Here is a 21,333-nt window from a genome sequence, read left to right on the forward strand (position 1 = left end):
TGCCGCCTGGTTCAGACAGGTCAGGAAGCATGAACCTCTTTTTTCGCTGGCGCTGTCTCAGCCCATCACCGCTCAACGCCCTGGAAAACGTGCAGGATATGGCGCTGACCGCGGGCGGCCGACTCGGCTTTACTTGTGCCTGGCTGCCCTGTAAATCAGTGGTGCGGGCCGGGGATGACGGAATCACGCAGCATCAACTCTCCGGCGAAGGTCTGCCGGAAGGTGAAGTCCCCACCATCGAGCATAAAGATCAGACGGCTGATGGTCTCTTTCACCATCTCTGTCACCGGTACGCGCACGCTGGAGAGGGAGGGTACCACGTAGGGCGCCATCGCAATGTCATCGAAACCCACTACCGACACCGCCTCCGGCACGGCGACCCCACTGTCGTGAAGCTGCTTGATGGCGCCGATCGCCATGTCGTCATTGCTCGCCACCAGCGCGGTAAAATGCTCGCCGCGCGCCAGCAGCGTCGCCACCCCTGCCGCGCCGCTGGCCGGGTGCCATTTACCCTCGACAATCAGCGACTCGCGTAGCGGAATGCGGTGCGCAGCAAGGGCCTCTTTGTAGCCGGAAAGGCGTTCGATCCCGGTGGGGGAATCGAGCGATCCGGTGATAAACGCGATATCGCGGTGGCCCTGCTCGATAAGGGTCGATACCGCCGCCTGGCTGGAGGCTTTATGATCTGACCAGACGCAGTGGCTGCTGTTTTTACGCAGGCGGCGGTTAAGCACGATCACCGGCTGGGCGTGTTTCTGGATGATCTCGTCCATCTCATCAACGCTGAGAAAACGCGGGTAGATGATGATCGCATCGCAGCGCATATCCAGCAGGTACTGAATCGCCTCGCGCTCCTCATCGGCGCTGTGCTTACCGTCGGCGAGGATCAGCTGACGTCCCTTCTCTTCGGTCATTCTGGCGGCATGGAACAGCAGCTCGCTGAAATAGACCCCGTGGTAGAGGGTGTTGGTCACCACCAGCCCAAGGGTTTGCGTGCTTTTGGTCGCCAGGTTACGCGCCAGTAAATTAGGCCGATACCCGCTCTCTTCAATCGCCTGAAAAACCTTGTCTTTTGTCTCCTGGCTCACGTAGCCATTGCCCGAAAGCACCCGGGAAACCGTCGCCTTCGAGACCCCTGCCCGCTTCGCCACTTCCAGCATCGTGGTCATGCATCTGTTCCGTCTTAATCCCGTGAGCGGCAGTGTACTGCACCGCGTGAAAATTGTCGCAGCGTCTGTCACACGCTTTTTAACACGCCAGGTGATCGCCATCACGAATTTAAAAAATGGCTAAAACGTGATCTTGTTAGATTCCAGGAAACTCTTCATGATTTTGTGGAACCGGTTTCCTATATAAGTTTCATCGCTCACCCCGATGAAGACGTACCTTACTGATAAAACAGGATACAACCCGATGGCCAAAAATTATGCTGCGCTGGCGAATGCCGTTGTCAGCGCGCTCGGCGGCAAAGAAAATATCGTCGCGGTCACCCACTGCATGACCCGTCTGCGCTTCGTGGCAAAAGACGAGAGCCTGATCGACAGCGCGACGCTGAAAAGCATCAGCGGCGTGCTGGGCGTCGTGCGCAACGACAACCAGTGCCAGGTGATCATCGGCAATACCGTTTCCCAGGCGTACCGCGAGGTGGTCAACCTGCTGCCCGCCGACATGCAGCCTGCCGCGCCCCAGGGGCCGCAAAAGCTGACCCTGAAACGCATTGGGGCGGGCATTCTTGATGCCCTGATCGGCACCATGTCACCGCTGATCCCGGCGATCATCGGCGGTTCAATGGTCAAGCTGCTGGCGATGATCCTCGAGATGAGCGGCGTGCTGACCAAAGGCGATCCGACGCTGACGATCCTGACCGTCATCGGCGACGGCGCGTTCTTCTTCCTGCCGCTGATGGTGGCCGCCTCTGCGGCGGTGAAATTCAAAACCAACATGTCGCTGGCGATCGCTATTGCGGGCGTGCTGGTCCACCCGAGTTTTATTGAGCTGATGGCGAAAGCGGCGCAGGGCGAGCACGTTGAGTTCGCGTTTGTGCCGGTGACGGCGGTGAAATATACCTATACGGTGATCCCGGCGCTGGTGATGACCTGGTGCCTGTCCTATATCGAACGCTGGGTGGACAAAATCACCCCGGCGGTGACGAAAAACTTCCTCAAGCCAATGCTGATCGTGCTGATTGCCGCCCCACTCGCCATCGTCCTGATTGGGCCGCTGGGGATCTGGATCGGTAGCGGCATCTCCGCGCTGGTTTACACCATTCACGGCTATCTGGGCTGGCTCTCCGTCGCCATCATGGGCGCGCTGTGGCCGCTGCTGGTGATGACCGGGATGCACCGCGTCTTTACGCCTACCATCATTCAGACCATTGCCGAAACGGGCAAAGAGGGGATGGTGATGCCGTCAGAAATCGGCGCCAACCTCTCCCTCGGCGGTTCGTCGCTGGCGGTCGCCTGGAAAACCAAAAACCCGGAACTGCGCCAGACGGCGCTGGCCGCGGCCGCTTCCGCCATCATGGCCGGGATCTCTGAACCGGCGCTGTATGGCGTGGCGGTTCGTCTGAAACGTCCTTTAATTGCGAGCCTGATCAGCGGCTTTATCTGCGGCGCCGTGGCCGGGATCGCCGGGCTGGCCAGCCACTCGATGGCGGCGCCGGGCCTGTTTACCAGCGTCCAGTTCTTCGACCCGGCCAATCCGATGTCCATCGTCTGGGTATTCGGAGTCATGGCCCTGGCCGTGGTGCTCTCTTTCGTGCTGACCCTGATTCTGGGCTTTGAAGATATCCCGGTAGAAGACGAAGCAGAAAAAGCGCGTGCGCTGCAATCCGCACCGGTTCAGGCCAAAGCAGCACAAGCATAAATTTATAGCGAGGTAAGAATGTCAGTTTTTCCACAAGGATTTTTATGGGGCGGCGCACTGGCCGCTAACCAGAGCGAAGGCGCATACCGCGAGGGCGGCAAGGGCCTGACCACCGTCGATATGATCCCCCACGGCGCAAACCGCCTGGCGGTGAAGGTCGGCAAGGAAAAACGCTTTTCGCTGCGTGACGATGAGTTCTATCCCAGCCACGACGCGATCGATTTTTACCATCGCTATAAAGAAGATATCGCCTTAATGGCCGAGATGGGCTTCACGGTATTTCGTACCTCCATTGCCTGGAGCCGTCTCTACCCAAACGGCGACGAACCGCTGCCTAATAAAGAAGGGATTGCCTTTTACCGGGCCGTGTTCGAGGAGTGTAAAAAGTACAATATCGAACCGCTGGTGACCCTCTGCCACTTTGACGTGCCGATGCATCTGGTGACCGAGTATGGCTCCTGGCGCAACCGCAAGATGGTCGATTTCTTTGCCCGCTACGCCCGCACCTGCTTCGAAGAATTTAACGGGCTGGTGAAATACTGGCTCACCTTCAACGAGATCAACATCATGCTGCACAGCCCCTTCTCCGGTGCCGGGCTGGTGTTTGAGGAAGGTGAAAATGAGGATCAGGTGAAGTATCAGGCCGCCCACCATGAGCTGGTTGCCAGCGCGCTGGCAACCAAAATTGCCCACGAGGTGAACCCACAAAACCAGGTGGGCTGCATGCTGGCGGGCGGTAACTTCTACCCCTACTCCTGCAAACCGGAAGATGTGTGGACGGCATTAGAAAAAGATCGTGAGAACCTGTTCTTTATCGACGTCCAGGCCCGTGGCCGCTACCCGGCCTACTCTGCTCGCGTGTTCCGCGAAAAGGGGGTGGTGATTGTCAAAGATCCGGGTGATGACGCACTGCTGACACACACCGTCGATTTTGTCTCATTCAGCTATTACGCCTCGCGCTGCGCCTCGGCGGATATGAATGCCAACAACACCAGCGCGGCCAATATCGTGAAATCCCTGCGTAACCCGCATATTGACGTCAGCGAGTGGGGCTGGGGCATCGACCCGCTGGGCCTGCGCATTACCATGAACATGATGTACGACCGCTACCAGAAGCCGCTCTTCCTGGTGGAGAACGGCTTAGGCGCGAAGGATGAGATGGACGCCAACGGTGAGATTAACGACGATTACCGCATCAGCTACCTGCGGGAGCATATCCGCGCGATGGGCGACGCCATTGAAGATGGTGTTCCGCTGATGGGCTACACCAGCTGGGGCTGCATCGATCTGGTTGCCGCCTCCACCGGCGAGATGAGCAAGCGCTACGGCTTTATCTATGTCGATCGTGATGATGCGGGCAACGGCACCCTTGAACGCAAACGCAAAAAATCGTTCTGGTGGTACAAGAAAGTGATTGCCAGCAATGGTGCAGATTTAGATTAACCCCCCTTCGCCGGGCGGCGCTACGCTTGCCCGGCCTACAAATCCCCTATGAAACCCAATAATTTCATGACGTTATTATCGTTCATTGACACCGTGAATATATCATTGTATAAAACCCCGCCATAATAAATGATATTCATTCTCAGCCATGCTCCCGGGCTGTCATCAATAAATTAATGAAGGATAGCGTTTCATGAAAAAGATCATCAGTGCATTAGGCTTGCTGATCGCGACAGCCGGTTCTGCTTTTGCAACCACCTACCCTCTGACGATCGAGAACTGCGGCTATAAAGAGACCTTCACCAAAGCGCCAGAGCGCGTGGTGGCACTGGGCCAGAACACCGTAGAAATTCTCTTACTGCTGGGCCTGCAGGATAAGGTTGCCGCCAGCGCCTTCTGGCCGACCAAAGTGCTACCTGAACTCGCTGAAAAGAATGAAAAAGTTAAATTGCTGACCGTTGAGATCCCGACGCTGGAGTCTATCCTTGCGCAAAATCCGGACTTCGTTCCGGCCCAGCTGCCGCTGCTACTGGGGCCAGAGAGTAAAGTCGCCAAACGCGAAGATCTGGCCACCGTCGGCGTCAACAGCTACATGTCGCCGGGCATGTGCGCCACCAAAAAAGATATCGGCGATATGTACGGCAGCCGCCAGAAGCTCTGGGATATGACCTTCCTGTATAAAGAGATTGAAGATTTCGCCAAAATCTTTAACGTCGAAGATCGCGGCCAGGCGTTGATTGCCGATTTCAAAAAGCGTGAAGCCGACCTGCGGGCTGAGTTCAGCAAAAACAAGAAAGATCTCTCATTTGTCTTCTGGTTCTCCAGCTCCTCCCCCTCTTCTGACGCTTACGTCGGCGGTAAAAACAGCGCCTCCGGCTTTATTGCTAACGTGCTGGGTGGCCACAACGCCATCACCTCTGAAACGGAATGGCCGACCGTCGGCTGGGAAAGCATTATCGCGGCCAACCCGGACGTGATCGTGGTCTCCAGCCTCGACCGCAACCGCTGGGCGCTGGATAACGCCGAGGAAAAAATCAAATTCCTGAAAAGCGATCCCGCCGTCAGCCAGCTCGACGCGGTGAAAAAAGGCCACATCGTGGTGATGGACGGCCAGGCGATGAACCCGACCATCCGCACCCTTTACGGCGCGGAGCAGATTGGTGAACAGCTCAGAAAAATGGAACTGAATTAATGACCGCGGTAGTACAACAGACCCGCCTGAGCTGGCTGTTGCCAGCTTCGGGTTTCCTGGCGGTGGTCGCGCTGCTGCTGGTTATCGCTTTTGGCGTCAGCGTGGGGGAGTTGTCGATCCCCCTGCAGAGCGTGTTCTACGCCATTACCAATAAAATGGGCTTAACCGAGGTGCCGCTCAATCGCATCTATGAGAGCGTGATCTGGGACTTTCGCCTGAGCCGGGCGCTGGTGGCGGCCTGCTGCGGTGCGGGTCTGGCTATCTGCGGCGCGGTGCTGCAAAGCCTGCTGAAAAACGCCCTCGCCGAACCTTACGTTCTGGGGGTCTCCGCCGGGGCGTCAACCGGGGCGGTCTCCGTGGTCGTGCTGGGCATTGGCAGCGGTACCGTGACGCTTTCCGCCGGGGCCTTCGCCGGGGCGTTTACCGCCTTCGCGTTTGTGGCCCTGCTGACGAACGGTGCCCGCGGCGGCAGTGAACGCACCATCCTTGCCGGGGTTGCCGCCTCGCAACTGTTTAACGCCATCACCGCCTGGACCGTCAGCACCTCGGCCAGCGCCCAGCAGGCGCGCGACGTGATGTTCTGGCTGCTGGGCAGCTTTAGCGGCGTGAGATGGCCCGAGTTCCAGATGGTGCTGGTCGCGGTGCTGGTCGGTCTGGCTGTCTGCCTCTGGTACGCCCGGGCGCTCGACGCCTTCACCTTTGGCGATGATGCCGCCGCCTCGCTGGGGATCGCCGTCCCTTGGGTGCGGCTGATCCTGTTCATCGTTACCGCACTGATGACCGCCACCATCGTCAGCATGGCGGGTTCCATCGGCTTTGTCGGCCTGGTGGTGCCACACATGATGCGCTTCTTCTTTGGTCCGCTGCACCGCACGCTGCTTATCGCCAGCGCGCTGGCGGGTGCCATCCTGATGGTGCTGGCGGATATCGCCTCACGCCTGCTGATCGCTCCGCAAAGCCTGCCGGTGGGCGTCGTTACCGCGCTGGTGGGCGTCCCGTTCTTTGCTGTGATTATCTACCGTTCAAGGAATAAGTGATGAGCATCACTGCTGAAAATATCACCTGGAAGGTGGGTAAAAAGGTCATCGTCGACAATGTCTCGCTGGCAGTATCCCAGGGGCAGACCGTCGGCCTGCTGGGGCCAAACGGCTCCGGCAAATCCTCGCTGCTGCGGATCCTGGCCGGGTTACGTCGCCCCCATAGCGGCACCGTCGCGCTGGATGGCAAAAGCATCAGTGGCATCCCGAAAAAGCAGCTCGCCCGGCGGGTAGCCTTTGTGGAACAGCATGGCATGACCGACGCCAACATGCGCGTGCGGGATGTGGTGAAGCTGGGGCGTATTCCGCACCACTCCCCTTTCTCCGGCTGGACGGCGCAGGATGACGAAACGGTAAACCAGGCGCTGAAGACGGTGGATATGCTGCATCATAGCGAGCAGGGCTGGCTGAGCCTCTCCGGCGGCGAGCGCCAGCGGGTGCACATCGCCCGGGCGCTGGCGCAAATGCCAACCGAGATCCTGCTGGATGAACCCACTAACCACCTGGATATTCACCATCAGATGCAATTGATGCAGTTGATTAGCCAGCTGCCGGTCACCAGCATCGTCGCCATTCACGATCTTAACCACGCCTCTATGTTCTGTGATGCGCTGATCGTGATGCAAAAAGGGCGCGTTGTCGCCAGCGGTACGCCGCAGGCGATCCTGACCGAAGAGCTGCTGTGGGAGATATTCCGGGTGAAAACCCGCATTGAGCTCTCCCCCGATCATGGCAAAAAACATATTCACTTCCTCGTCTGAGGCAAAATAACAGGTGCTATCCATTCGCCCCGCGACGCAACTCTGGCCGCCCGTCTTACTGGGCAGCCAGTTTGTTTTCAATATTGGTTTTTATGCCGTCGTCCCCTTCCTGGCGATTTTTTTACGCGACGATATGCTGCTCTCCGGCGGCGTTATCGGGCTGGTGCTCGGGCTGCGGACCTTCTCCCAGCAGGGGATGTTTATCGTTGGCGGCGCTCTCTCCGACCGCTACGGCGCGCGCATCATTATTCTTTGCGGCTGCGTTGTACGGGTGGTGGGCTATCTGCTGCTGGCCTTTGGTTACACCCTGCCGGTCATTATTGCCGGGGCGTGCCTCACCGGGATCGGGGGCGCGCTCTTCTCCCCCTCCATCGAAGCCTTACTGGCTAAAGCCGGAACCCGCAGCGAGGCGCAGGGAAAACGCAGCCGCGCCGAGTGGTTCGCCCTCTTTGCGGTATGTGGCGAGCTGGGGGCCGTCCTGGGCCCGGTCGCGGGTGCCCTGCTCACCGGCCTGGGTTTTCGTCAGGTGGCGCTGGCCGGGGCCGCGGTCTTCGTGGTGGCGCTGATAGTGCTGTTCTTCTGTTTACCTTCAGGCTCAGCAAAAAACCAGCCGCTGCATATCACCCCCTGGTGGACCACCTTTCGCCAGCCGCGGTTCGTGGCGTTTATCATCGCCTGGAGCAGCTGGCTGTTGAGCTATAACCAGCTCTATCTGGCGCTCCCGGTGGAGATCCAGCGTGCTGGCGGCAGCGAGAAAGATCTTGGCCCGCTGTTTATGCTGGCCTCGGGGCTGGTGATCCTCTTTCAGCTTCCGCTGGCGCGTTTTGCCCGTCGGGTGGGCGCGGTGCGGGTCCTGCCGGTGGGTTTTCTGCTTATCGCCGCCGCGTTTCTGAGCGTCGCGCTGTTTGCCTCTTCGCCGCCGGGCACGGGGTTACTGCGGCTGCTGCCTGCGGCCTGTTTTGTCACCCTGCTGACCACCGGGCAGATGCTGCTGGTACCGGCAGGAAAAGATGTGGTGCCATGGTTTGCCAGCGAATCGACCCTGGGTGCGCACTATGGCGCACTGGCTACCGCTGGGGGCTGTGCGGTGCTGGCGGGAAATTTACTGCTCGGCGATCTGCTCGATCGGGCGCTGACGCCATCCACCGGGGCGATCGTTCCGTGGCTGGTGCTGGCGGTATTCCCGCTGTGCAGTGCAATTGCTATGGTGGCAATCTGCCGCCCGATGCGCAGGCCGCGCACCTGAGAGGTTACTTTTTCGGGCGGTACTTTTCCGGCAGCTCGGGCACCGGGCGGCGATCGTCAATCAGATGGCGAATCGTCAGAATCGGGTGACGCCAGAGCATGCGCGGCCCCGCCCAACGCATGACCTGCTTCATCTCTTCACGCTTAGCGGGCTGGTAGCAGTGGACCGGGCACTGCTTGCAGGCCGGTTTCTCTTCACCAAACACGCATTTATCCAGCCGCTTGTCGGCATACGCATTCAGCGCTGCGTAATGCCCCGCCTCGTTAGATGCCTGCGGGCACTGCTTTTCATAGAGCGCGATCATCTTACGGATGGTCTCTTTTTCGCGCGCGATCCGTTTTCCTGCCATAGCCTGATACTCACTAATAAGTTGCATGCATAATACCTTTTTAAATCGGGAATTTCAGCCCGATTTCATATTTTACATTTCGTTTTCTGAAGACGCTTCGCAGTTCTGCGTTTGTCTCAGGTTCATTTTACTGGCATTTTATACAGGTATTTTTATCACCTGATCCTTGCCTGAGAAAAAGGAGTTTCTATGTCAGATATCAGCATTTCCAGACCCAGCCGCCAGCTCACCGTGGGGTATTTCAGAAAGCGTCATGAGGATCGCAAGACCAAGATCCCGACCCGCTACAGCGTACACGCCGCGTTGAGTTTAAAGGGCGACTGGCTGGAAGAGGCCGGTTTTAAAACCCATTCCCGGGTACGGGTGCTGGTTGAACAAGGAAAACTGGTGATTGAGCTGGTCGGCGAAGAGCCGGACTAAGGCGGTGACATTTTGCTGCGCCGGGCCATTTTTTCATGCGACAATAGCGGTAATACACGACCCTAACGTCGCCTGAAAAGCACTGTTTTCAAAGAAATGGACATCATCACTCCATGACCACTACCGATAATTTTGACGCCCATACCCCTATGATGCAGCAGTACCTGAAGCTGAAAGCTCAGCATCCGGAGATCCTGCTCTTTTACCGGATGGGCGACTTTTACGAGCTGTTTTATGACGATGCGAAACGCGCCTCGCAGCTGCTCGACATCTCCCTGACCAAACGCGGCGCCTCGGCCGGTGAACCCATCCCGATGGCCGGTATTCCGCATCATGCGGTAGAGAACTACCTGGCGAAGCTGGTTAACCAGGGTGAATCAGTCGCCATCTGCGAACAGATTGGCGATCCGGCCACCTCGAAGGGCCCGGTCGAGCGCAAAGTGGTGCGTATCGTCACACCGGGCACCATCAGCGATGAAGCGCTGTTACAGGAGCGCCAGGATAACCTCCTTGCCGCCATCTGGCAGGAGAGCAAAGGTTTCGGTTACGCCACGCTGGATATCAGCTCCGGGCGTTTTCGCCTGAGCGAACCGGCCGACCGCGAAACCATGGCGGCCGAACTGCAACGCACCAATCCTGCGGAGCTGCTCTATGCCGAAGATTTCGCCGAGATGGGGCTGCTTGAGGGGCGTCGCGGCCTGCGTCGCCGTCCGCTGTGGGAGTTTGAAATCGACACCGCGCGTCAACAGCTCAATCTGCAATTTGGCACCCGCGATCTGACCGGCTTTGGCGTAGAAAACGCGCCGCGCGGCCTGTGCGCCGCGGGCTGTCTGCTGCAGTACGTAAAAGATACCCAGCGAACCGCCCTGCCGCATATCCGCTCCATTACGATTGAACGCCAGCAGGACAGCATCATTATGGATGCCGCCACCCGCCGCAATCTGGAGATCACCCAGAATTTAGCCGGTGGTGTGGAGAACACCCTCGCCTCGGTGCTCGACAGCACCGTCACCCCGATGGGCAGCCGTATGCTGAAACGCTGGCTGCATATGCCGGTCCGCGATATTGCCACGCTCACCGCGCGCCAGCAGACCATTGGCGCCCTGCAGGATCGGTATAGCGACCTTCAGCCGGTATTGCGTCAGGTGGGCGATCTGGAACGTATTCTGGCACGACTGGCGCTGCGCACCGCACGCCCGCGCGATTTAGCCCGCATGCGCCATGCCTTCCAGCAACTGCCTGAACTGCGCAGCCTGCTGGCGGAGATCGACAGCGCCCCGGTGCAAAAGCTGCGCGAGGCGATGGGCGAATTTAGCGAACTGCGTGAACTGCTGGAAAAGGCCATTATCGATGCCCCGCCGGTTCTGGTGCGTGACGGCGGCGTGATTGCCCCGGGCTACAACGAAGAGCTGGACGAGTGGCGCTCGCTGGCCGATGGCGCGACGGACTATCTGGATAAGCTGGAGATCCGCGAGCGTGAGCGCCTTGGGCTGGACACCCTGAAAGTGGGTTACAACGCAGTGCACGGCTACTTTATTCAGATCAGCCGTGGACAGAGCCACCTGGCTCCTATTCACTACGTGCGCCGCCAGACGCTGAAAAACGCCGAGCGCTACATTATTCCGGAGCTGAAAGAGTACGAAGACAAAGTGCTCACCTCAAAAGGCAAAGCGCTGGCGCTGGAAAAACAGCTCTATGACGCCCTGTTCGACATCCTGATGCCGCACCTTGCGGATCTGCAGCAGAGCGCCACGGCGCTGGCCGAGCTGGATGTACTGGTCAACCTGGCGGAACGTGCCGAGACGCTGAACTACTGCTGCCCAACCTTCACCGATAAGCCAGGCGTGCGCATTACCGAAGGGCGCCACCCGGTGGTGGAACAGGTACTGAACGAACCGTTTATCGCTAACCCGCTGAACCTGTCGCCGCAGCGCCGGATGCTGATTATTACCGGGCCAAACATGGGCGGTAAAAGTACCTATATGCGCCAGACGGCACTGATTGCGCTGCTGGCCTACATCGGCAGCTACGTTCCGGCGCAAAAGGTGGAGATTGGCCCTATCGACCGTATCTTTACCCGCGTGGGCGCGGCGGACGATCTGGCGAGCGGTCGCTCCACCTTTATGGTCGAGATGACCGAAACGGCAAATATCCTGCACAACGCCACGGAGTACAGCCTGGTGCTGATGGATGAGATTGGTCGCGGCACCTCCACCTACGACGGGCTCTCGCTGGCGTGGGCCTGTGCCGAAAGCCTGGCCAATAAGATCAAAGCCCTGACCCTGTTTGCCACCCACTACTTCGAGCTGACGCAACTGCCGGAGAAGATGGAGGGCGTGGCGAACGTGCATCTGGATGCGCTGGAGCACGGCGATACTATCGCCTTTATGCACAGCGTACAGGATGGCGCGGCGAGCAAAAGCTACGGTCTGGCCGTGGCGGCGCTGGCGGGCGTGCCGAAAGAGGTGATCAAGCGGGCCCGTCAGAAGCTGCGCGAACTGGAAAGCCTGGCGCCAAACGCAGCGGCTACCCAGGTAGATGGCACCCAGATGTCTCTGCTGGTCCCTGCCGAAGAGACCTCCCCGGCGCTGGAAGCACTGGAGAACCTCGACCCGGATTCTCTGACACCACGTCAGGCGCTGGAGTGGATTTATCGGTTGAAAAATCTGGTGTAAAGCTCTGCGGTCTGTATCGCCCGGTGGCGCTATCGCTTACCGGGCCTGCGGAGATTTCATGCGGTTTTTACGCCCGGTGGCGTTATCGCTTACCGGGCCTACAAAAGACGCTGGATAGTAGGCCGGGTAAGGCGTAGCCGCCACCCGGCTTTTTTATCCGCGCTTATCTTCCGCCAGCAACGGCGGAATAGTCGGCACCTGCGGGGCATCGTCGATATCTTTCTGCGTCATGCGAAACGCTTCGGGATAGTGCTCGCGGCTGGTGCGGCGCAGCGGCTCGGTATCGCGCCAGGTATACAGACAGTGCTGGCACTGATACACCGTCCAGACATCTTTAACCGGCGACGTCGCCATCACCTCAATATGTTCATCGGCACAACGTGGACAAATCATTTTCCCCTCCTTATTTACGTGCGGCCAGCATCGCGGTCAGTTTTTCAGCCCAGGCTTTGGTTTCAGGCAGATCCTGTACCGGCTGGCTGTAGTGTCCACGCATATCGGGTGCAACCGGTGTGGTGGCGTCGATAATCAGTTTGTCGGTGATCCCCGCCGGACTTGAACCCGGATCCAGCTCCAGCACCGACATGTTCGGCAGCTGCACCAGATCCCCCGCGGCGTTCACCTTCGACGACAGGGCCCACATCACCTGCGGCAGGTTGAATGGATCGACATCCTCGTCCACCATGATCACCATCTTCACGTAGCCCAGGCCATGCGGCGTGGTCATCGCCCGCAGCCCCACGGCGCGGGCAAAACCGCCGTAACGTTTTTTAGTGGAGATAATTGCCAGCAGGCCGTGGGTGTACATCGCGTTCACCGCCTGCACTTCCGGGAATTCAGCTTTCAGCTGCTGGTAGAGCGGCACGCAGGTTGCCGGGCCCATCAGGTAGTCGATTTCGGTCCACGGCATCCCGAGATAGAGCGACTCAAAAATCGGTTTTGTGCGGTAAGAGACTTTATCGATGCGTACCACGGTCATGTTACGGCCACCGGAGTAGTGCCCGGTGAACTCCCCGAACGGCCCTTCGATTTCGCGTTTGCGGCCTTCAATCACCCCTTCGAGGATCACTTCCGAACCCCAGGGCACGTCAAAACCGGTCAGCGGCGCGGTGGCGATCGGATAGGGACTTTCGCGCAACGCACCCGCCATCTCATATTCTGATTGATCGTACTTGAGCGGCGTCGCCCCCATCAGGGTGATGATCGGGTCATTGCCCAGGGTGATCGCAATCGGCAGATCCTGCCCGCGCTCTTCCGCTTTATGCAGGTGCAGGGCGATGTCATGCATCGGCACCGGCTGCAGACCCAGCTTGCGTTTGCCCTTCACCTCCATGCGGTAGATGCCGACGTTCTGCTTGCCGAAGTGATCCGGGTCGAGCGGATCGCGGGAGACCACACAGGCTTTATCCAGGTAGAAACCACCGTCACCGTCGTTCAGGCGGAACAGCGGCAGAATATCGAACAGATTGATCGCGTCGCCATCCACCGTGTTCTCTGCCCAGGCCGGGTTGGCGCGACGCTCCGGCGCAACCGGGAAGTTATCCCAGCGGCGAATAAACTCGTCGATCTGCTTTTTCACTGGCGTATTCGGCGGCAGCCCCAGCGAGATGGCGTGGTTTTGCCAGGATCCGATAGTGTTCATCGTCACGCGGGCGTCGGTAAAGCCGCGGATGTTGTCAAACCAGAGCGCAGGTGCGCCATCGCCAATGCGCCCGGTGGCGTTGGCTGCCGCGGCCAGATCCGGCTCCGCATCAACCTGTTCCGTGATTTTTAGCAGTTGCCCTTGCTCATCGAGCGCCTGCAGGAAGCTTCTCAAATCATCAAATGCCATGTTTATTCTCCTGGGAAAAATCTCTGGCCGCCTGTAACCCCTCCCAGCGACGGGCTTTGTTATGCGCCAGACCAAACTGATCGAGCACCCGGGTCACAATGTGTTGAGTAATGTCATCGGCGGTTTGCGGATGGTTGTAATAAGCGGGCATCGGCGGCACCATTGCCACGCCCATGCGGGAAAGCGCCAGCATATTTTCAAGATGGATAGTGCTGAGCGGCATTTCCCGCGGGACCAGCACCAGCTTGCGTCGCTCTTTTAACACCACGTCAGCGGCACGCCCCACCAGCCCTTCGGCGTAGCCTGCGCGGATGCCCGCCAGCGTTTTCATGCTGCAGGGAATGACGATCATGCCGTCGGTGCGAAAGGAGCCGGATGAGATGGTTGCCCCCTGATCCGCCGGGCTGTGAACCACATCCGCCAGCCCGGCAACGTCCTGAGCGGTATACGGCGTTTCCAGTTCAATCGTTGTTTTCGCCCATTTCGACATCACCAGATGGGATTCAACTTCCGGCATGTCGCGAAGCGCCTGCAGCAGCGCCACGCCGAGCGGCGCACCGGTCGCCCCTGTCATCCCAACAATCAATCTCATGCAAAACCTCATTTAATTTGTTCGCATACGAACTTGTTGCTTACCGTACGCCCGGATCTGAACGCTGACAAGATCGTTCGCATGCGATCACACGAAATGGTAAAACGGGCTGCGTTAAATTCGCCGCTGATCGGGGCTATCATAAAGAGATCATTTTTATGCTGGAGAGTTCATGGAACTAAAACAAGAAGCGTTCCACCTGTTACGTCAGCTTTTTCAGCAACATACTGCGCGCTGGCAGCAGGCCTTACCCGAGCTGACTAAGCCGCAATACGCGGTGCTGCGTTCTATCGCGGAACATCCTGGCATTGAGCAGGTGGCGCTCACCGAAGCGGCGGTAAGCACCAAAGCTACCCTCGCGGAGATGCTGAGCCGTATGGAATTACGTGGGCTGGTGAAGCGCGAAGCCGATGCTGCAGATAAGCGCCGCCGGTTTGTATTCTTAACGCCGGAAGGCGAAGCGTTGCTCGGCAACTGTAAACCGGTAGGGAATCATGTCGATGAGGCTTTTCTGGGGCGTTTAACGGCTGAGGAGCGTCGCCAGTTTACGGAGTTGGTTCGCAAAATGATGGTAAAGGAGAGAGAATGACCCGCTATGAAACAGAAATTATTGATGCTCACATCGCATTAGAAAAGTGGTTAGGCCAGGGTGAAGGCGATTTTGCCCCCCTGCTCGCCCGTTTTCATCAGGACTTTTTGATGATTGCCCCAACCGGCGCACACCTGGATCACCCCGCGCTCGCACGTTTCCTCGAGGCGCAGCGCGGCAGCCGCCCTGGACTGAAGATCGTGATTGATGAATTAACGACGTTGCAGACCTGGGATAACGCCGCAGTGCTTCACTACCGTGAAACACAAACCCGCCCGGATCAGCCGGTGAACGTGCGCTGGTCCAGCGCCATCCTGAACCAGGAGGGAGACAACCTCACCTGGCGTCTGCTACATGAAACCGCAGCGCCTTAAGCAAAAGAAAAAGGCCAGTCGAAAGACTGGCCTTTTTTGACGAAAAGGTGCTTACTCGCGGAACAGCGCTTCGATATTCAGCCCTTGCCCCTGCAGGATTTCACGCAGGCGACGCAGACCTTCTACCTGAATCTGACGAACACGTTCACGGGTCAGGCCGATTTCACGACCGACATCTTCCAGTGTCGCAGCTTCATACCCCAGCAGACCGAAACGACGTGCCAGCACTTCACGCTGTTTGGCGTTCAGTTCGAACAACCATTTGACGATGCTCTGTTTCATATCATCGTCCTGCGTGGTGTCCTCCGGGCCGTTGTCTTTTTCATCGGCCAGGATGTCCAGCAGCGCTTTCTCGGAATCGCCACCCAGCGGGGTGTCGACAGAGGTAATACGCTCGTTGAGACGCAGCATACGGCTAACATCATCAACAGGTTTATCAAGCTGTTCGGCAATCTCTTCCGCGCTTGGTTCGTGGTCCAGCTTATGGGACAACTCGCGCGCGGTACGCAGATAAACGTTCAACTCTTTCACAATGTGAATAGGCAGTCGAATCGTACGGGTCTGGTTCATGATTGCCCGTTCGATGGTCTGTCGGATCCACCATGTCGCATAGGTTGAGAAACGGAACCCACGTTCAGGGTCAAATTTCTCTACTGCGCGGATCAGGCCCAGGTTGCCCTCTTCAATCAGATCCAGCAGAGCCAGACCACGATTGCTGTAACGACGGGCAATCTTAACCACCAGACGCAGGTTACTTTCAATCATGCGACGACGTGAAGCCACATCACCACGTAATGCCCGGCGCGCGAAGTAAACTTCTTCTTCTGCTGTTAACAGTGGGGAGTAACCAATCTCCCCAAGGTAAAGCTGAGTCGCATCCAGCACACGTTGTGTGGCACCCTGCGATAACAGCTCTTCTTCAGCTAAATCGTTATCACTGGGTTCCTCTTCTACTAAGGCTTTTTCGTCAAAAGCCTCTACTCCGTTCTCATCAAATTCCGCGTCTTCATTTAAATCATGAACTTTCAGCGTATTCTGACTCATAAAGGTGGCTCCTACCCGTGATCCCTGGGCGCAACATACCAAAAGATATGTCCCGCCAATTTATCGCTGCGGTAAATACTGCAGCGGGTTTACGGATTTCCCCTTGTAACGAATTTCAAAATGCAAGCGTGTAGAACTGGTTCCGGTGCTACCCATAGTAGCTATTTTTTGCCCCGCCTTAACTTCTTGTTGTTCCCGGACCAGCATCGTATCGTTATGGGCGTAGGCACTCAGGTAATCATCGTTGTGTTTGATGATAATAAGATTACCGTAACCGCGCAGAGCGTTACCGGCGTATACCACGCGTCCATCAGCGGTCGCGATAATAGCCTGTCCCTTACTCCCTGCGATATCGACCCCTTTATTTCCCCCCTCGGAGGAAGAAAAGTTCTCGATAACCTTGCCTTCAGTCGGCCAGCGCCAGGAAGAGATTGGCGAGCTGGACGTCTGACTACTGGCAACGGGTGCGGTAGAGCTAACCACAGGAGCCGTAACGGGTGCTGTAACTACAGTCGCAGTCCCCTTATTGTTCGGCAACATCTTGTTAGCACTCTGTTCACCTGAATCTTCAGAATACGTAATTGTCGGTTGCGACGCAACCACTGTGCTTGATTTTTGCGCAGGCGTCACACTGTTATTTTGCGCTGTGACGTCAGCCGCAGAAACAGTATTGCCTGGCGTTAACGGTGCGCCGGTCGCATTGCCCACCTGTAGCGTCTGGCCGACATTCAGGCCATACGGGGCCGGAACGTTGTTTCGCTCTGCCAGATCGCGGAAATCGTTCCCGGTGATCCAGGCAATATAGAAGAGGGTATCACCGCGTTTCACGGTGTAGGTGCTGCCGCCAGTATAGCTGCCTTTCGGAATGTTCCCATACTTGCGGTTATACACAATGCGGCCATTTTCCGTCTGGACAGGTTGTTCCACTGGCTGAATCTGTACTGGCTGGGTAACCGGACGCTGAACAGGCTGGATTTGCGGAGTTTGTTGCGCCGTTGAGGTGCCCATTTTGGGCGGAGGGGTGATCAGCATGCCACCGGATGAATTACCAGAGCCGCTATTACCGCCGACCGAACTGACAGGCGCAGGGGCATTATTCGATGTTGAACAACCTGCCAGCCAGATTGAAACCAGTGACAATGCCGCAACTCGGCTGATGGTGAATTTTGGGCTTCCCGCGCTCATTTATCCCCCAGGATTATTTTTAATTACCAGTGACTTAAAATTACCGTAATGTCACGACGTTTTGCGCCACACCATACGCTGAATTTGCCTGAATAACCCTGGAAAAATCCGAGTCTCAGGCCAGCTCTCCTTTTACCAGAGGCACGAAACGTACGGCTTCTACGGTATCGATAATAAACTCGTTGCCCCGTCGACGAACACGCTTCAACAGTTGGTGTTCATCGCCCACCGGTAAAACGAGGATCCCGCCGTCGTCCAGTTGCGCCATCAGCGCAGCCGGGATCTCAGGCGGTGCAGCCGTCACGATAATGGCATCAAACGGGCCGCGTGCCTTCCAGCCCTGCCAGCCATCCCCGTGACGGGTAGAAACATTATGTAAATCGAGCTGCTTCAGGCGGCGGCGCGCCTGCCACTGCAACCCTTTAATGCGCTCAACCGAGCAGACATGATGCACCAGGTGCGCCAGAATGGCGGTCTGGTATCCAGAACCGGTGCCAATCTCCAGCACCCGCAAGTCCGGGGTCAGCTCCAGCAGCTCGGTCATGCGCGCCACCATATAGGGCTGGGAGATGGTTTGCCCCTGCCCTATCGGCAACGCGACGTTGTCCCACGCTTTGTGCTCAAACGCCTCATCCACGAATTTTTCCCGCGGTACCCGCGAGATGGCGTCCAGCACCCGCTCGTCAGCAATGCCCTGACTGCGTAATTGATTCAGAAGAGTTTGTACACGATTGCTTACCATTGCGAGCTCACCCCGGCGCGATCCAGCCAGCCTGAAACCACATCCTGCGCGTTATGCGCGGTCAAATCGACGTTCAGCGGGGTGACGGAGACGTAGCCTTCATCTATGGCGGCAAAATCGGTATCCGGCCCGGCATCATGTTTTTCGCCCGGCGGACCAATCCAGTACAGCGTGTTGCCGCGCGGATCTTCCTGCGGGATCACTTTATCCGCCGGGTGGCGGCTGCCGCAGCGCGTCACGCGGATACCTTTGATTTGATCCAGCGGCAGATCCGGCACGTTGATATTAAGGATGCGACCGGTGCGCAGCGGTTCACGGCTCAGCGCGCGCAGAATGGCGCAGGTGACCGCGGCGGCGGTGTCATAATGCTGATGGCCGTTAAGCGAGACCGCCAGGGCAGGAAAGCCGAGATGGCGCCCTTCCATGGCTGCCGCCACCGTACCGGAGTAGATCACGTCATCGCCCAGGTTGGGTCCGGCATTAATGCCGGAGACCACCACGTCCGGACGGGGACGCATCAGCGCATTAACCCCCAGAAAGACACAGTCGGTCGGGGTGCCCATCTGCACGGCGATATCACCGTTATCAAAGGTAAAGGTGCGAAGAGACGACTCGAGGGTTAACGAGTTAGAGGCACCGCTGCGGTTACGATCGGGAGCCACCACCTGCACCTCGGCGAACTCACGTAGCGCTTTCGCCAGCGTCTGAATGCCTGGCGCATGGATCCCGTCATCGTTACTCAGCAATATTCGCATAGTCACCCGAAGTGTTGATAAGTTCCCTGACAACACTGGTGGCAAAGCTGCCTGCCGGCAGCCAGAAACGTAGCTCGACGGTTACGTCATCCCACCAGTTCCAGCTCAACTGTTGCGGATAGAGCAGCATCGCCCGGCGTGCCGCTTCGACTTTTTCCCGCCCCAGCAGTGAGCATAACTCTGTTTCATCGGCGATGGCAGACTGTTCAAAGCGCAGCGCATCACCCTGCGGACCCCAGTCGCCGGTACCCGGCAGGGCCGCAGTGATCATCAGCGTTTTTGCCTCGACGCGCGCCTGCACATCGCGCAGCTCTTCGTCAGTGGCGACAAACCAGCTGCCGCGTCCCGCTAATTGTAGCGCATCGCCGACAACAACTTGATTCGCGTCTGTTTTTTTCAGTCGCTCGCTGACGATTTGATTAAACAACGCGCTGCGGGCTGCCGACAACCAAAAACTGCGTTTATTGCGATCGCGCACCGGGGCATTGCTCTGCGCCCAGCGTAGCGCCCCCTGCAGGTTACTGCCGCCGATGCCAAAACGCTGCGCGCCAAAGTAGTTCGGCACACCCTGCGCCTGGATGGCGTTAAGACGCTGTTCTACCTCGTCGCGGTTGCTTACCTCGCGCAGCACCAGGGTAAAGGCGTTGCCCTTTAACGCGCCGAGGCGCAACTTGCGCTTATGGCGGGCATATTCCAGCACCTGGCAGCCTTCGAACTGGAACTGGCTTAAATCGGGCATCCCGTTACCCGGCACCCGCGCGCAGAGCCACTGTTCCGTCACGGCGTGTTTGTCTTTCTGCCCGGCGAAGCTTACTTCACGAGCGTGAATTTTCAGGAACTTTGCCAGCGCATCGGCCACAAAACGGGTGTTACAGCCATTCTTCAGGATCCGCACCAGAATGTGCTCGCCCTCGCCATCCGGCTCGAACCCCAAATCCTCGACGACCACAAAATCTTCCGGGTTGGCTTTCAGCAGCCCCGTACCCTGCGGTTTACCGTGCAGGTAGGTCAGGTTGTCGAAGTCCGTCATTTCACCGCCTTCACCAGCAGCGCCACGGCTTCGCAGGCAATGCCTTCACCACGGCCGGTAAAGCCGAGTTTCTCGGTGGTGGTCGCTTTGACGTTGACGTCGTCCATATGGCAGCCAAGATCTTCGGCAATAAAGACGCGCATCTGAGGAATATGCGGCAGCATTTTCGGCGCCTGGGCAATAATGGTCACATCCACGTTGCCAAGGGTATAGCCTTTGGCCTGAATACGGCGCCAGGCTTCGCGCAGCAGCTCGCGGCTGTCGGCCCCTTTGAAGGCCGGATCGGTATCCGGGAACAGCTTGCCGATATCGCCAAGCGCCGCCGCACCAAGTAGCGCATCGGTTAACGCGTGCAGTGCAACATCGCCATCAGAATGCGCGAGCAGTCCTTTTTCATAAGGGATGCGTACGCCGCCAATGATAATTGGGCCCTCGCCGCCAAAGGCGTGTACGTCAAAACCATGTCCAATTCGCATTATGCCTTCTCCTGATGGGTCGAACGGGTAAGATAAAATTCTGCCAGCTGTAAATCTTCGGGGCGCGTCACCTTTATATTATCTGCGCGCCCTTCAATCAGTTCCGGGTGAAAACCGCAGTACTCCAGCGCCGAGGCTTCGTCGGTGATGGTTGCGCCTTCGTTCAGCGCACGGGTTAAGCAGTGGTGCAACAGCTCGCGAGGGAAAAATTGCGGCGTGAGTGCATGCCAGAGGTCAACGCGCTCCACCGTATGGGCGATGGCCGGCAGGCCGGGCTCGCCGCGTTTCATGGTATCGCGGACCGGCGTGGCCAGAATGCCACCAACGCGGCTGGTTTCGCTGATGGCCAGCAGCCGCGCCAGGTCATCCTGATGCAAACAGGGCCGCGCCGCATCGTGCACCAGTACCCACTGTGCGTCACCGGCGGCTTTCAGTCCCGCCAGCACCGAATCGGCACGCTCTGCGCCACCGTCCACCACGGTCACCTGCGGGTGGCGGGCAAGCGGCAGCGCGGCGAAGCGGACGTCGCCCGGGCTGATAGCGATAACGACCCGCGTCACACGTGGGTTCGCCAGCAGCGCCGCCACGGTGTGCTCAAGGATCGTTTTATCACCAATTGAAAGGTACTGCTTAGGACATTCAGTCTGCATGCGCCGGCCAAACCCGGCGGCTGGCACAACGGCGCATACGTTGGAAAATGTTACTGCCATGGCGTAATCCTGGGCCT

At 58.1% G+C, this 21,333-nt stretch carries 23 protein-coding genes; 11 read left to right on the forward strand and 12 right to left on the reverse strand.

The window, feature by feature from the left end:
* Nucleotides 1-155: 155 nt before the first annotated feature.
* Nucleotides 156-1,169, reverse strand: a complete 1,014-nt coding sequence (locus GNG29_RS18135) for a LacI family DNA-binding transcriptional regulator (protein WP_103180895.1) — start codon at nucleotides 1,167-1,169, stop codon at nucleotides 156-158.
* Nucleotides 1,170-1,413: 244 nt separating this feature from the next.
* Here GNG29_RS18135 and ascF point away from each other — a divergent pair, with 244 nt between their 5' ends.
* The 6 genes from ascF to GNG29_RS18165 all read left to right on the forward strand — a co-directional run bounded on the left by ascF (nucleotide 1,414) and on the right by GNG29_RS18165 (nucleotide 8,544).
* Entirely contained in the window at nucleotides 1,414-2,865 is a 1,452-nt protein-coding gene (ascF, locus tag GNG29_RS18140) for a PTS cellobiose/arbutin/salicin transporter subunit IIBC (RefSeq protein WP_103180896.1), read from the forward strand.
* An 18-nt stretch (nucleotides 2,866-2,883) separates the two neighbouring features.
* Nucleotides 2,884-4,308, forward strand: a complete 1,425-nt coding sequence (locus tag GNG29_RS18145; RefSeq protein WP_156655154.1) for a 6-phospho-beta-glucosidase — start codon at nucleotides 2,884-2,886, stop codon at nucleotides 4,306-4,308.
* 193 nt (nucleotides 4,309-4,501) lie between these two features.
* Nucleotides 4,502-5,500, forward strand: coding sequence for an ABC transporter substrate-binding protein (locus GNG29_RS18150; protein ID WP_103180898.1), 999 nt, complete (start codon nucleotides 4,502-4,504; stop codon nucleotides 5,498-5,500).
* A complete protein-coding gene (locus tag GNG29_RS18155; RefSeq protein ID WP_156655155.1) occupies nucleotides 5,500-6,537 on the forward strand; it encodes an iron ABC transporter permease in 1,038 nt (345 codons plus the stop codon). Before GNG29_RS18150 ends, GNG29_RS18155 begins: the two co-directional genes overlap by 1 nt.
* On the forward strand, nucleotides 6,537-7,298 hold the full coding sequence (locus tag GNG29_RS18160) for an ABC transporter ATP-binding protein (protein WP_103180900.1): 762 nt from the start codon (nucleotides 6,537-6,539) through the stop codon (nucleotides 7,296-7,298). Before GNG29_RS18155 ends, GNG29_RS18160 begins: the two co-directional genes overlap by 1 nt.
* A 13-nt stretch (nucleotides 7,299-7,311) precedes the next feature.
* A complete protein-coding gene (locus tag GNG29_RS18165; RefSeq protein WP_156655156.1) occupies nucleotides 7,312-8,544 on the forward strand; it encodes an MFS transporter in 1,233 nt (410 codons plus the stop codon).
* 4 nt (nucleotides 8,545-8,548) lie between these two features.
* Here the strand turns inward: GNG29_RS18165 and GNG29_RS18170 are convergent, their stop codons facing one another.
* On the reverse strand, nucleotides 8,549-8,893 hold the full coding sequence (locus tag GNG29_RS18170) for a nitrous oxide-stimulated promoter family protein (protein ID WP_156655512.1): 345 nt from the start codon (nucleotides 8,891-8,893) through the stop codon (nucleotides 8,549-8,551).
* 189 nt (nucleotides 8,894-9,082) lie between these two features.
* Here GNG29_RS18170 and GNG29_RS18175 point away from each other — a divergent pair, with 189 nt between their 5' ends.
* Both GNG29_RS18175 and mutS read left to right on the forward strand, forming a co-directional pair.
* Nucleotides 9,083-9,313 carry a SymE family type I addiction module toxin gene (locus GNG29_RS18175; protein WP_103180903.1) on the forward strand — a complete coding sequence of 77 codons (231 nt, stop codon included), beginning with the start codon at nucleotides 9,083-9,085 and terminating at the stop codon, nucleotides 9,311-9,313.
* 113 nt (nucleotides 9,314-9,426) lie between these two features.
* Nucleotides 9,427-11,988 (forward strand): DNA mismatch repair protein MutS, encoded by a 2,562-nt coding sequence (gene mutS / locus GNG29_RS18180; RefSeq protein ID WP_156655157.1) that lies wholly within the window; start codon nucleotides 9,427-9,429, stop codon nucleotides 11,986-11,988.
* Nucleotides 11,989-12,141: 153 nt separating this feature from the next.
* On the opposite strand, the gene GNG29_RS18185 is transcribed toward mutS, so the two are convergent.
* From GNG29_RS18185 to GNG29_RS18195, 3 genes are read right to left on the reverse strand one after another with little or no spacing between them, the layout of a single operon-like run.
* Nucleotides 12,142-12,381, reverse strand: coding sequence for a non-oxidative hydroxyarylic acid decarboxylases subunit D (locus tag GNG29_RS18185; protein ID WP_114316919.1), 240 nt, complete (start codon nucleotides 12,379-12,381; stop codon nucleotides 12,142-12,144).
* A 10-nt stretch (nucleotides 12,382-12,391) separates the two neighbouring features.
* Entirely contained in the window at nucleotides 12,392-13,819 is a 1,428-nt protein-coding gene (locus GNG29_RS18190) for a non-oxidative hydroxyarylic acid decarboxylases subunit C (RefSeq protein ID WP_156655158.1), read from the reverse strand.
* Nucleotides 13,809-14,411, reverse strand: coding sequence for a non-oxidative hydroxyarylic acid decarboxylases subunit B (locus GNG29_RS18195; RefSeq protein ID WP_103180908.1), 603 nt, complete (start codon nucleotides 14,409-14,411; stop codon nucleotides 13,809-13,811). The genes GNG29_RS18190 and GNG29_RS18195 overlap by 11 nt, the downstream gene beginning before the upstream one ends.
* 172 nt (nucleotides 14,412-14,583) lie before the next feature.
* Here GNG29_RS18195 and GNG29_RS18200 point away from each other — a divergent pair, with 172 nt between their 5' ends.
* The gene (locus tag GNG29_RS18200; protein WP_103180909.1) at nucleotides 14,584-15,000 is read left to right on the forward strand and encodes a MarR family winged helix-turn-helix transcriptional regulator; all 417 of its coding nucleotides are present in this window, start codon (nucleotides 14,584-14,586) and stop codon (nucleotides 14,998-15,000) included.
* Nucleotides 14,997-15,374, forward strand: coding sequence for a DUF4440 domain-containing protein (locus GNG29_RS18205; RefSeq protein ID WP_156655159.1), 378 nt, complete (start codon nucleotides 14,997-14,999; stop codon nucleotides 15,372-15,374). Before GNG29_RS18200 ends, GNG29_RS18205 begins: the two co-directional genes overlap by 4 nt.
* 51 nt (nucleotides 15,375-15,425) lie before the next feature.
* Here GNG29_RS18205 and rpoS read toward each other — a convergent pair whose 3' ends face one another.
* Both rpoS and nlpD read right to left on the reverse strand, forming a co-directional pair.
* Entirely contained in the window at nucleotides 15,426-16,418 is a 993-nt protein-coding gene (gene rpoS / locus GNG29_RS18210) for an RNA polymerase sigma factor RpoS (protein WP_103180911.1), read from the reverse strand.
* Nucleotides 16,419-16,478: 60 nt separating this feature from the next.
* Complete coding sequence (gene nlpD / locus GNG29_RS18215) at nucleotides 16,479-17,543, reverse strand: murein hydrolase activator NlpD (protein WP_231736666.1); 1,065 nt, start codon at nucleotides 17,541-17,543, stop codon at nucleotides 16,479-16,481.
* On the opposite strand from nlpD, the gene GNG29_RS23425 reads away from it, so the two are divergent.
* Nucleotides 17,449-17,652 (forward strand): hypothetical protein, encoded by a 204-nt coding sequence (locus GNG29_RS23425; RefSeq protein WP_231736555.1) that lies wholly within the window; start codon nucleotides 17,449-17,451, stop codon nucleotides 17,650-17,652. The two genes, nlpD and GNG29_RS23425, sit on opposite strands and share 95 nt — an antisense overlap.
* A gap of 66 nt (nucleotides 17,653-17,718) precedes the next feature.
* Here the strand turns inward: GNG29_RS23425 and GNG29_RS18220 are convergent, their stop codons facing one another.
* From GNG29_RS18220 to ispD, 5 genes are read right to left on the reverse strand one after another with little or no spacing between them, the layout of a single operon-like run.
* On the reverse strand, nucleotides 17,719-18,345 hold the full coding sequence (locus GNG29_RS18220; RefSeq protein WP_103180913.1) for a protein-L-isoaspartate(D-aspartate) O-methyltransferase: 627 nt from the start codon (nucleotides 18,343-18,345) through the stop codon (nucleotides 17,719-17,721).
* Complete coding sequence (gene surE, locus GNG29_RS18225; protein WP_156655160.1) at nucleotides 18,339-19,100, reverse strand: 5'/3'-nucleotidase SurE; 762 nt, start codon at nucleotides 19,098-19,100, stop codon at nucleotides 18,339-18,341. The genes GNG29_RS18220 and surE overlap by 7 nt, the downstream gene beginning before the upstream one ends.
* Nucleotides 19,081-20,130 (reverse strand): tRNA pseudouridine(13) synthase TruD, encoded by a 1,050-nt coding sequence (truD, locus tag GNG29_RS18230; RefSeq protein WP_156655161.1) that lies wholly within the window; start codon nucleotides 20,128-20,130, stop codon nucleotides 19,081-19,083. Before truD ends, surE begins: the two co-directional genes overlap by 20 nt.
* The gene (gene ispF / locus GNG29_RS18235; protein ID WP_048959481.1) at nucleotides 20,127-20,606 is read right to left on the reverse strand and encodes a 2-C-methyl-D-erythritol 2,4-cyclodiphosphate synthase; all 480 of its coding nucleotides are present in this window, start codon (nucleotides 20,604-20,606) and stop codon (nucleotides 20,127-20,129) included. Before ispF ends, truD begins: the two co-directional genes overlap by 4 nt.
* Nucleotides 20,606-21,316 (reverse strand): 2-C-methyl-D-erythritol 4-phosphate cytidylyltransferase, encoded by a 711-nt coding sequence (gene ispD, locus GNG29_RS18240; RefSeq protein WP_103180916.1) that lies wholly within the window; start codon nucleotides 21,314-21,316, stop codon nucleotides 20,606-20,608. Before ispD ends, ispF begins: the two co-directional genes overlap by 1 nt.
* Nucleotides 21,317-21,333: the final 17 nt, after the last annotated feature.

It is taken from the genome of Leclercia sp. Colony189, assembly GCF_009740165.1.
GTDB lineage: Bacteria > Pseudomonadota > Gammaproteobacteria > Enterobacterales > Enterobacteriaceae > Enterobacter.

Excerpts from the sequence above, each read along its gene's own strand:
- GNG29_RS18200 (WP_103180909.1), top strand. The coding sequence starts at position 14,584 with ATGGAACTAAAACAAGAAGCGTTCCACCTGTTACGTCAGCTTTTTCAG.
- GNG29_RS18205 (WP_156655159.1), top strand. The coding sequence starts at position 14,997 with ATGACCCGCTATGAAACAGAAATTATTGATGCTCACATCGCATTAGAA.
- truD (WP_156655161.1), bottom strand. The coding sequence starts at position 20,130 with ATGACGGACTTCGACAACCTGACCTACCTGCACGGTAAACCGCAGGGT.
- GNG29_RS18220 (WP_103180913.1), bottom strand. The coding sequence starts at position 18,345 with ATGGTAAGCAATCGTGTACAAACTCTTCTGAATCAATTACGCAGTCAG.
- mutS (WP_156655157.1), top strand. The coding sequence starts at position 9,427 with ATGACCACTACCGATAATTTTGACGCCCATACCCCTATGATGCAGCAG.
- ispF (WP_048959481.1), bottom strand. The coding sequence starts at position 20,606 with ATGCGAATTGGACATGGTTTTGACGTACACGCCTTTGGCGGCGAGGGC.
- GNG29_RS18175 (WP_103180903.1), top strand. The coding sequence starts at position 9,083 with ATGTCAGATATCAGCATTTCCAGACCCAGCCGCCAGCTCACCGTGGGG.
- GNG29_RS18190 (WP_156655158.1), bottom strand. The coding sequence starts at position 13,819 with ATGGCATTTGATGATTTGAGAAGCTTCCTGCAGGCGCTCGATGAGCAA.
- GNG29_RS18135 (WP_103180895.1), bottom strand. The coding sequence starts at position 1,169 with ATGACCACGATGCTGGAAGTGGCGAAGCGGGCAGGGGTCTCGAAGGCG.
- GNG29_RS18195 (WP_103180908.1), bottom strand. The coding sequence starts at position 14,411 with ATGAGATTGATTGTTGGGATGACAGGGGCGACCGGTGCGCCGCTCGGC.
- ispD (WP_103180916.1), bottom strand. The coding sequence starts at position 21,316 with ATGGCAGTAACATTTTCCAACGTATGCGCCGTTGTGCCAGCCGCCGGG.
- GNG29_RS23425 (WP_231736555.1), top strand. The coding sequence starts at position 17,449 with ATGCCACCGGATGAATTACCAGAGCCGCTATTACCGCCGACCGAACTG.
- GNG29_RS18155 (WP_156655155.1), top strand. The coding sequence starts at position 5,500 with ATGACCGCGGTAGTACAACAGACCCGCCTGAGCTGGCTGTTGCCAGCT.
- GNG29_RS18185 (WP_114316919.1), bottom strand. The coding sequence starts at position 12,381 with ATGATTTGTCCACGTTGTGCCGATGAACATATTGAGGTGATGGCGACG.
- GNG29_RS18145 (WP_156655154.1), top strand. The coding sequence starts at position 2,884 with ATGTCAGTTTTTCCACAAGGATTTTTATGGGGCGGCGCACTGGCCGCT.
- GNG29_RS18150 (WP_103180898.1), top strand. The coding sequence starts at position 4,502 with ATGAAAAAGATCATCAGTGCATTAGGCTTGCTGATCGCGACAGCCGGT.
- GNG29_RS18170 (WP_156655512.1), bottom strand. The coding sequence starts at position 8,893 with ATGGCAGGAAAACGGATCGCGCGCGAAAAAGAGACCATCCGTAAGATG.
- rpoS (WP_103180911.1), bottom strand. The coding sequence starts at position 16,418 with ATGAGTCAGAATACGCTGAAAGTTCATGATTTAAATGAAGACGCGGAA.
- surE (WP_156655160.1), bottom strand. The coding sequence starts at position 19,100 with ATGCGAATATTGCTGAGTAACGATGACGGGATCCATGCGCCAGGCATT.
- GNG29_RS18160 (WP_103180900.1), top strand. The coding sequence starts at position 6,537 with ATGAGCATCACTGCTGAAAATATCACCTGGAAGGTGGGTAAAAAGGTC.
- ascF (WP_103180896.1), top strand. The coding sequence starts at position 1,414 with ATGGCCAAAAATTATGCTGCGCTGGCGAATGCCGTTGTCAGCGCGCTC.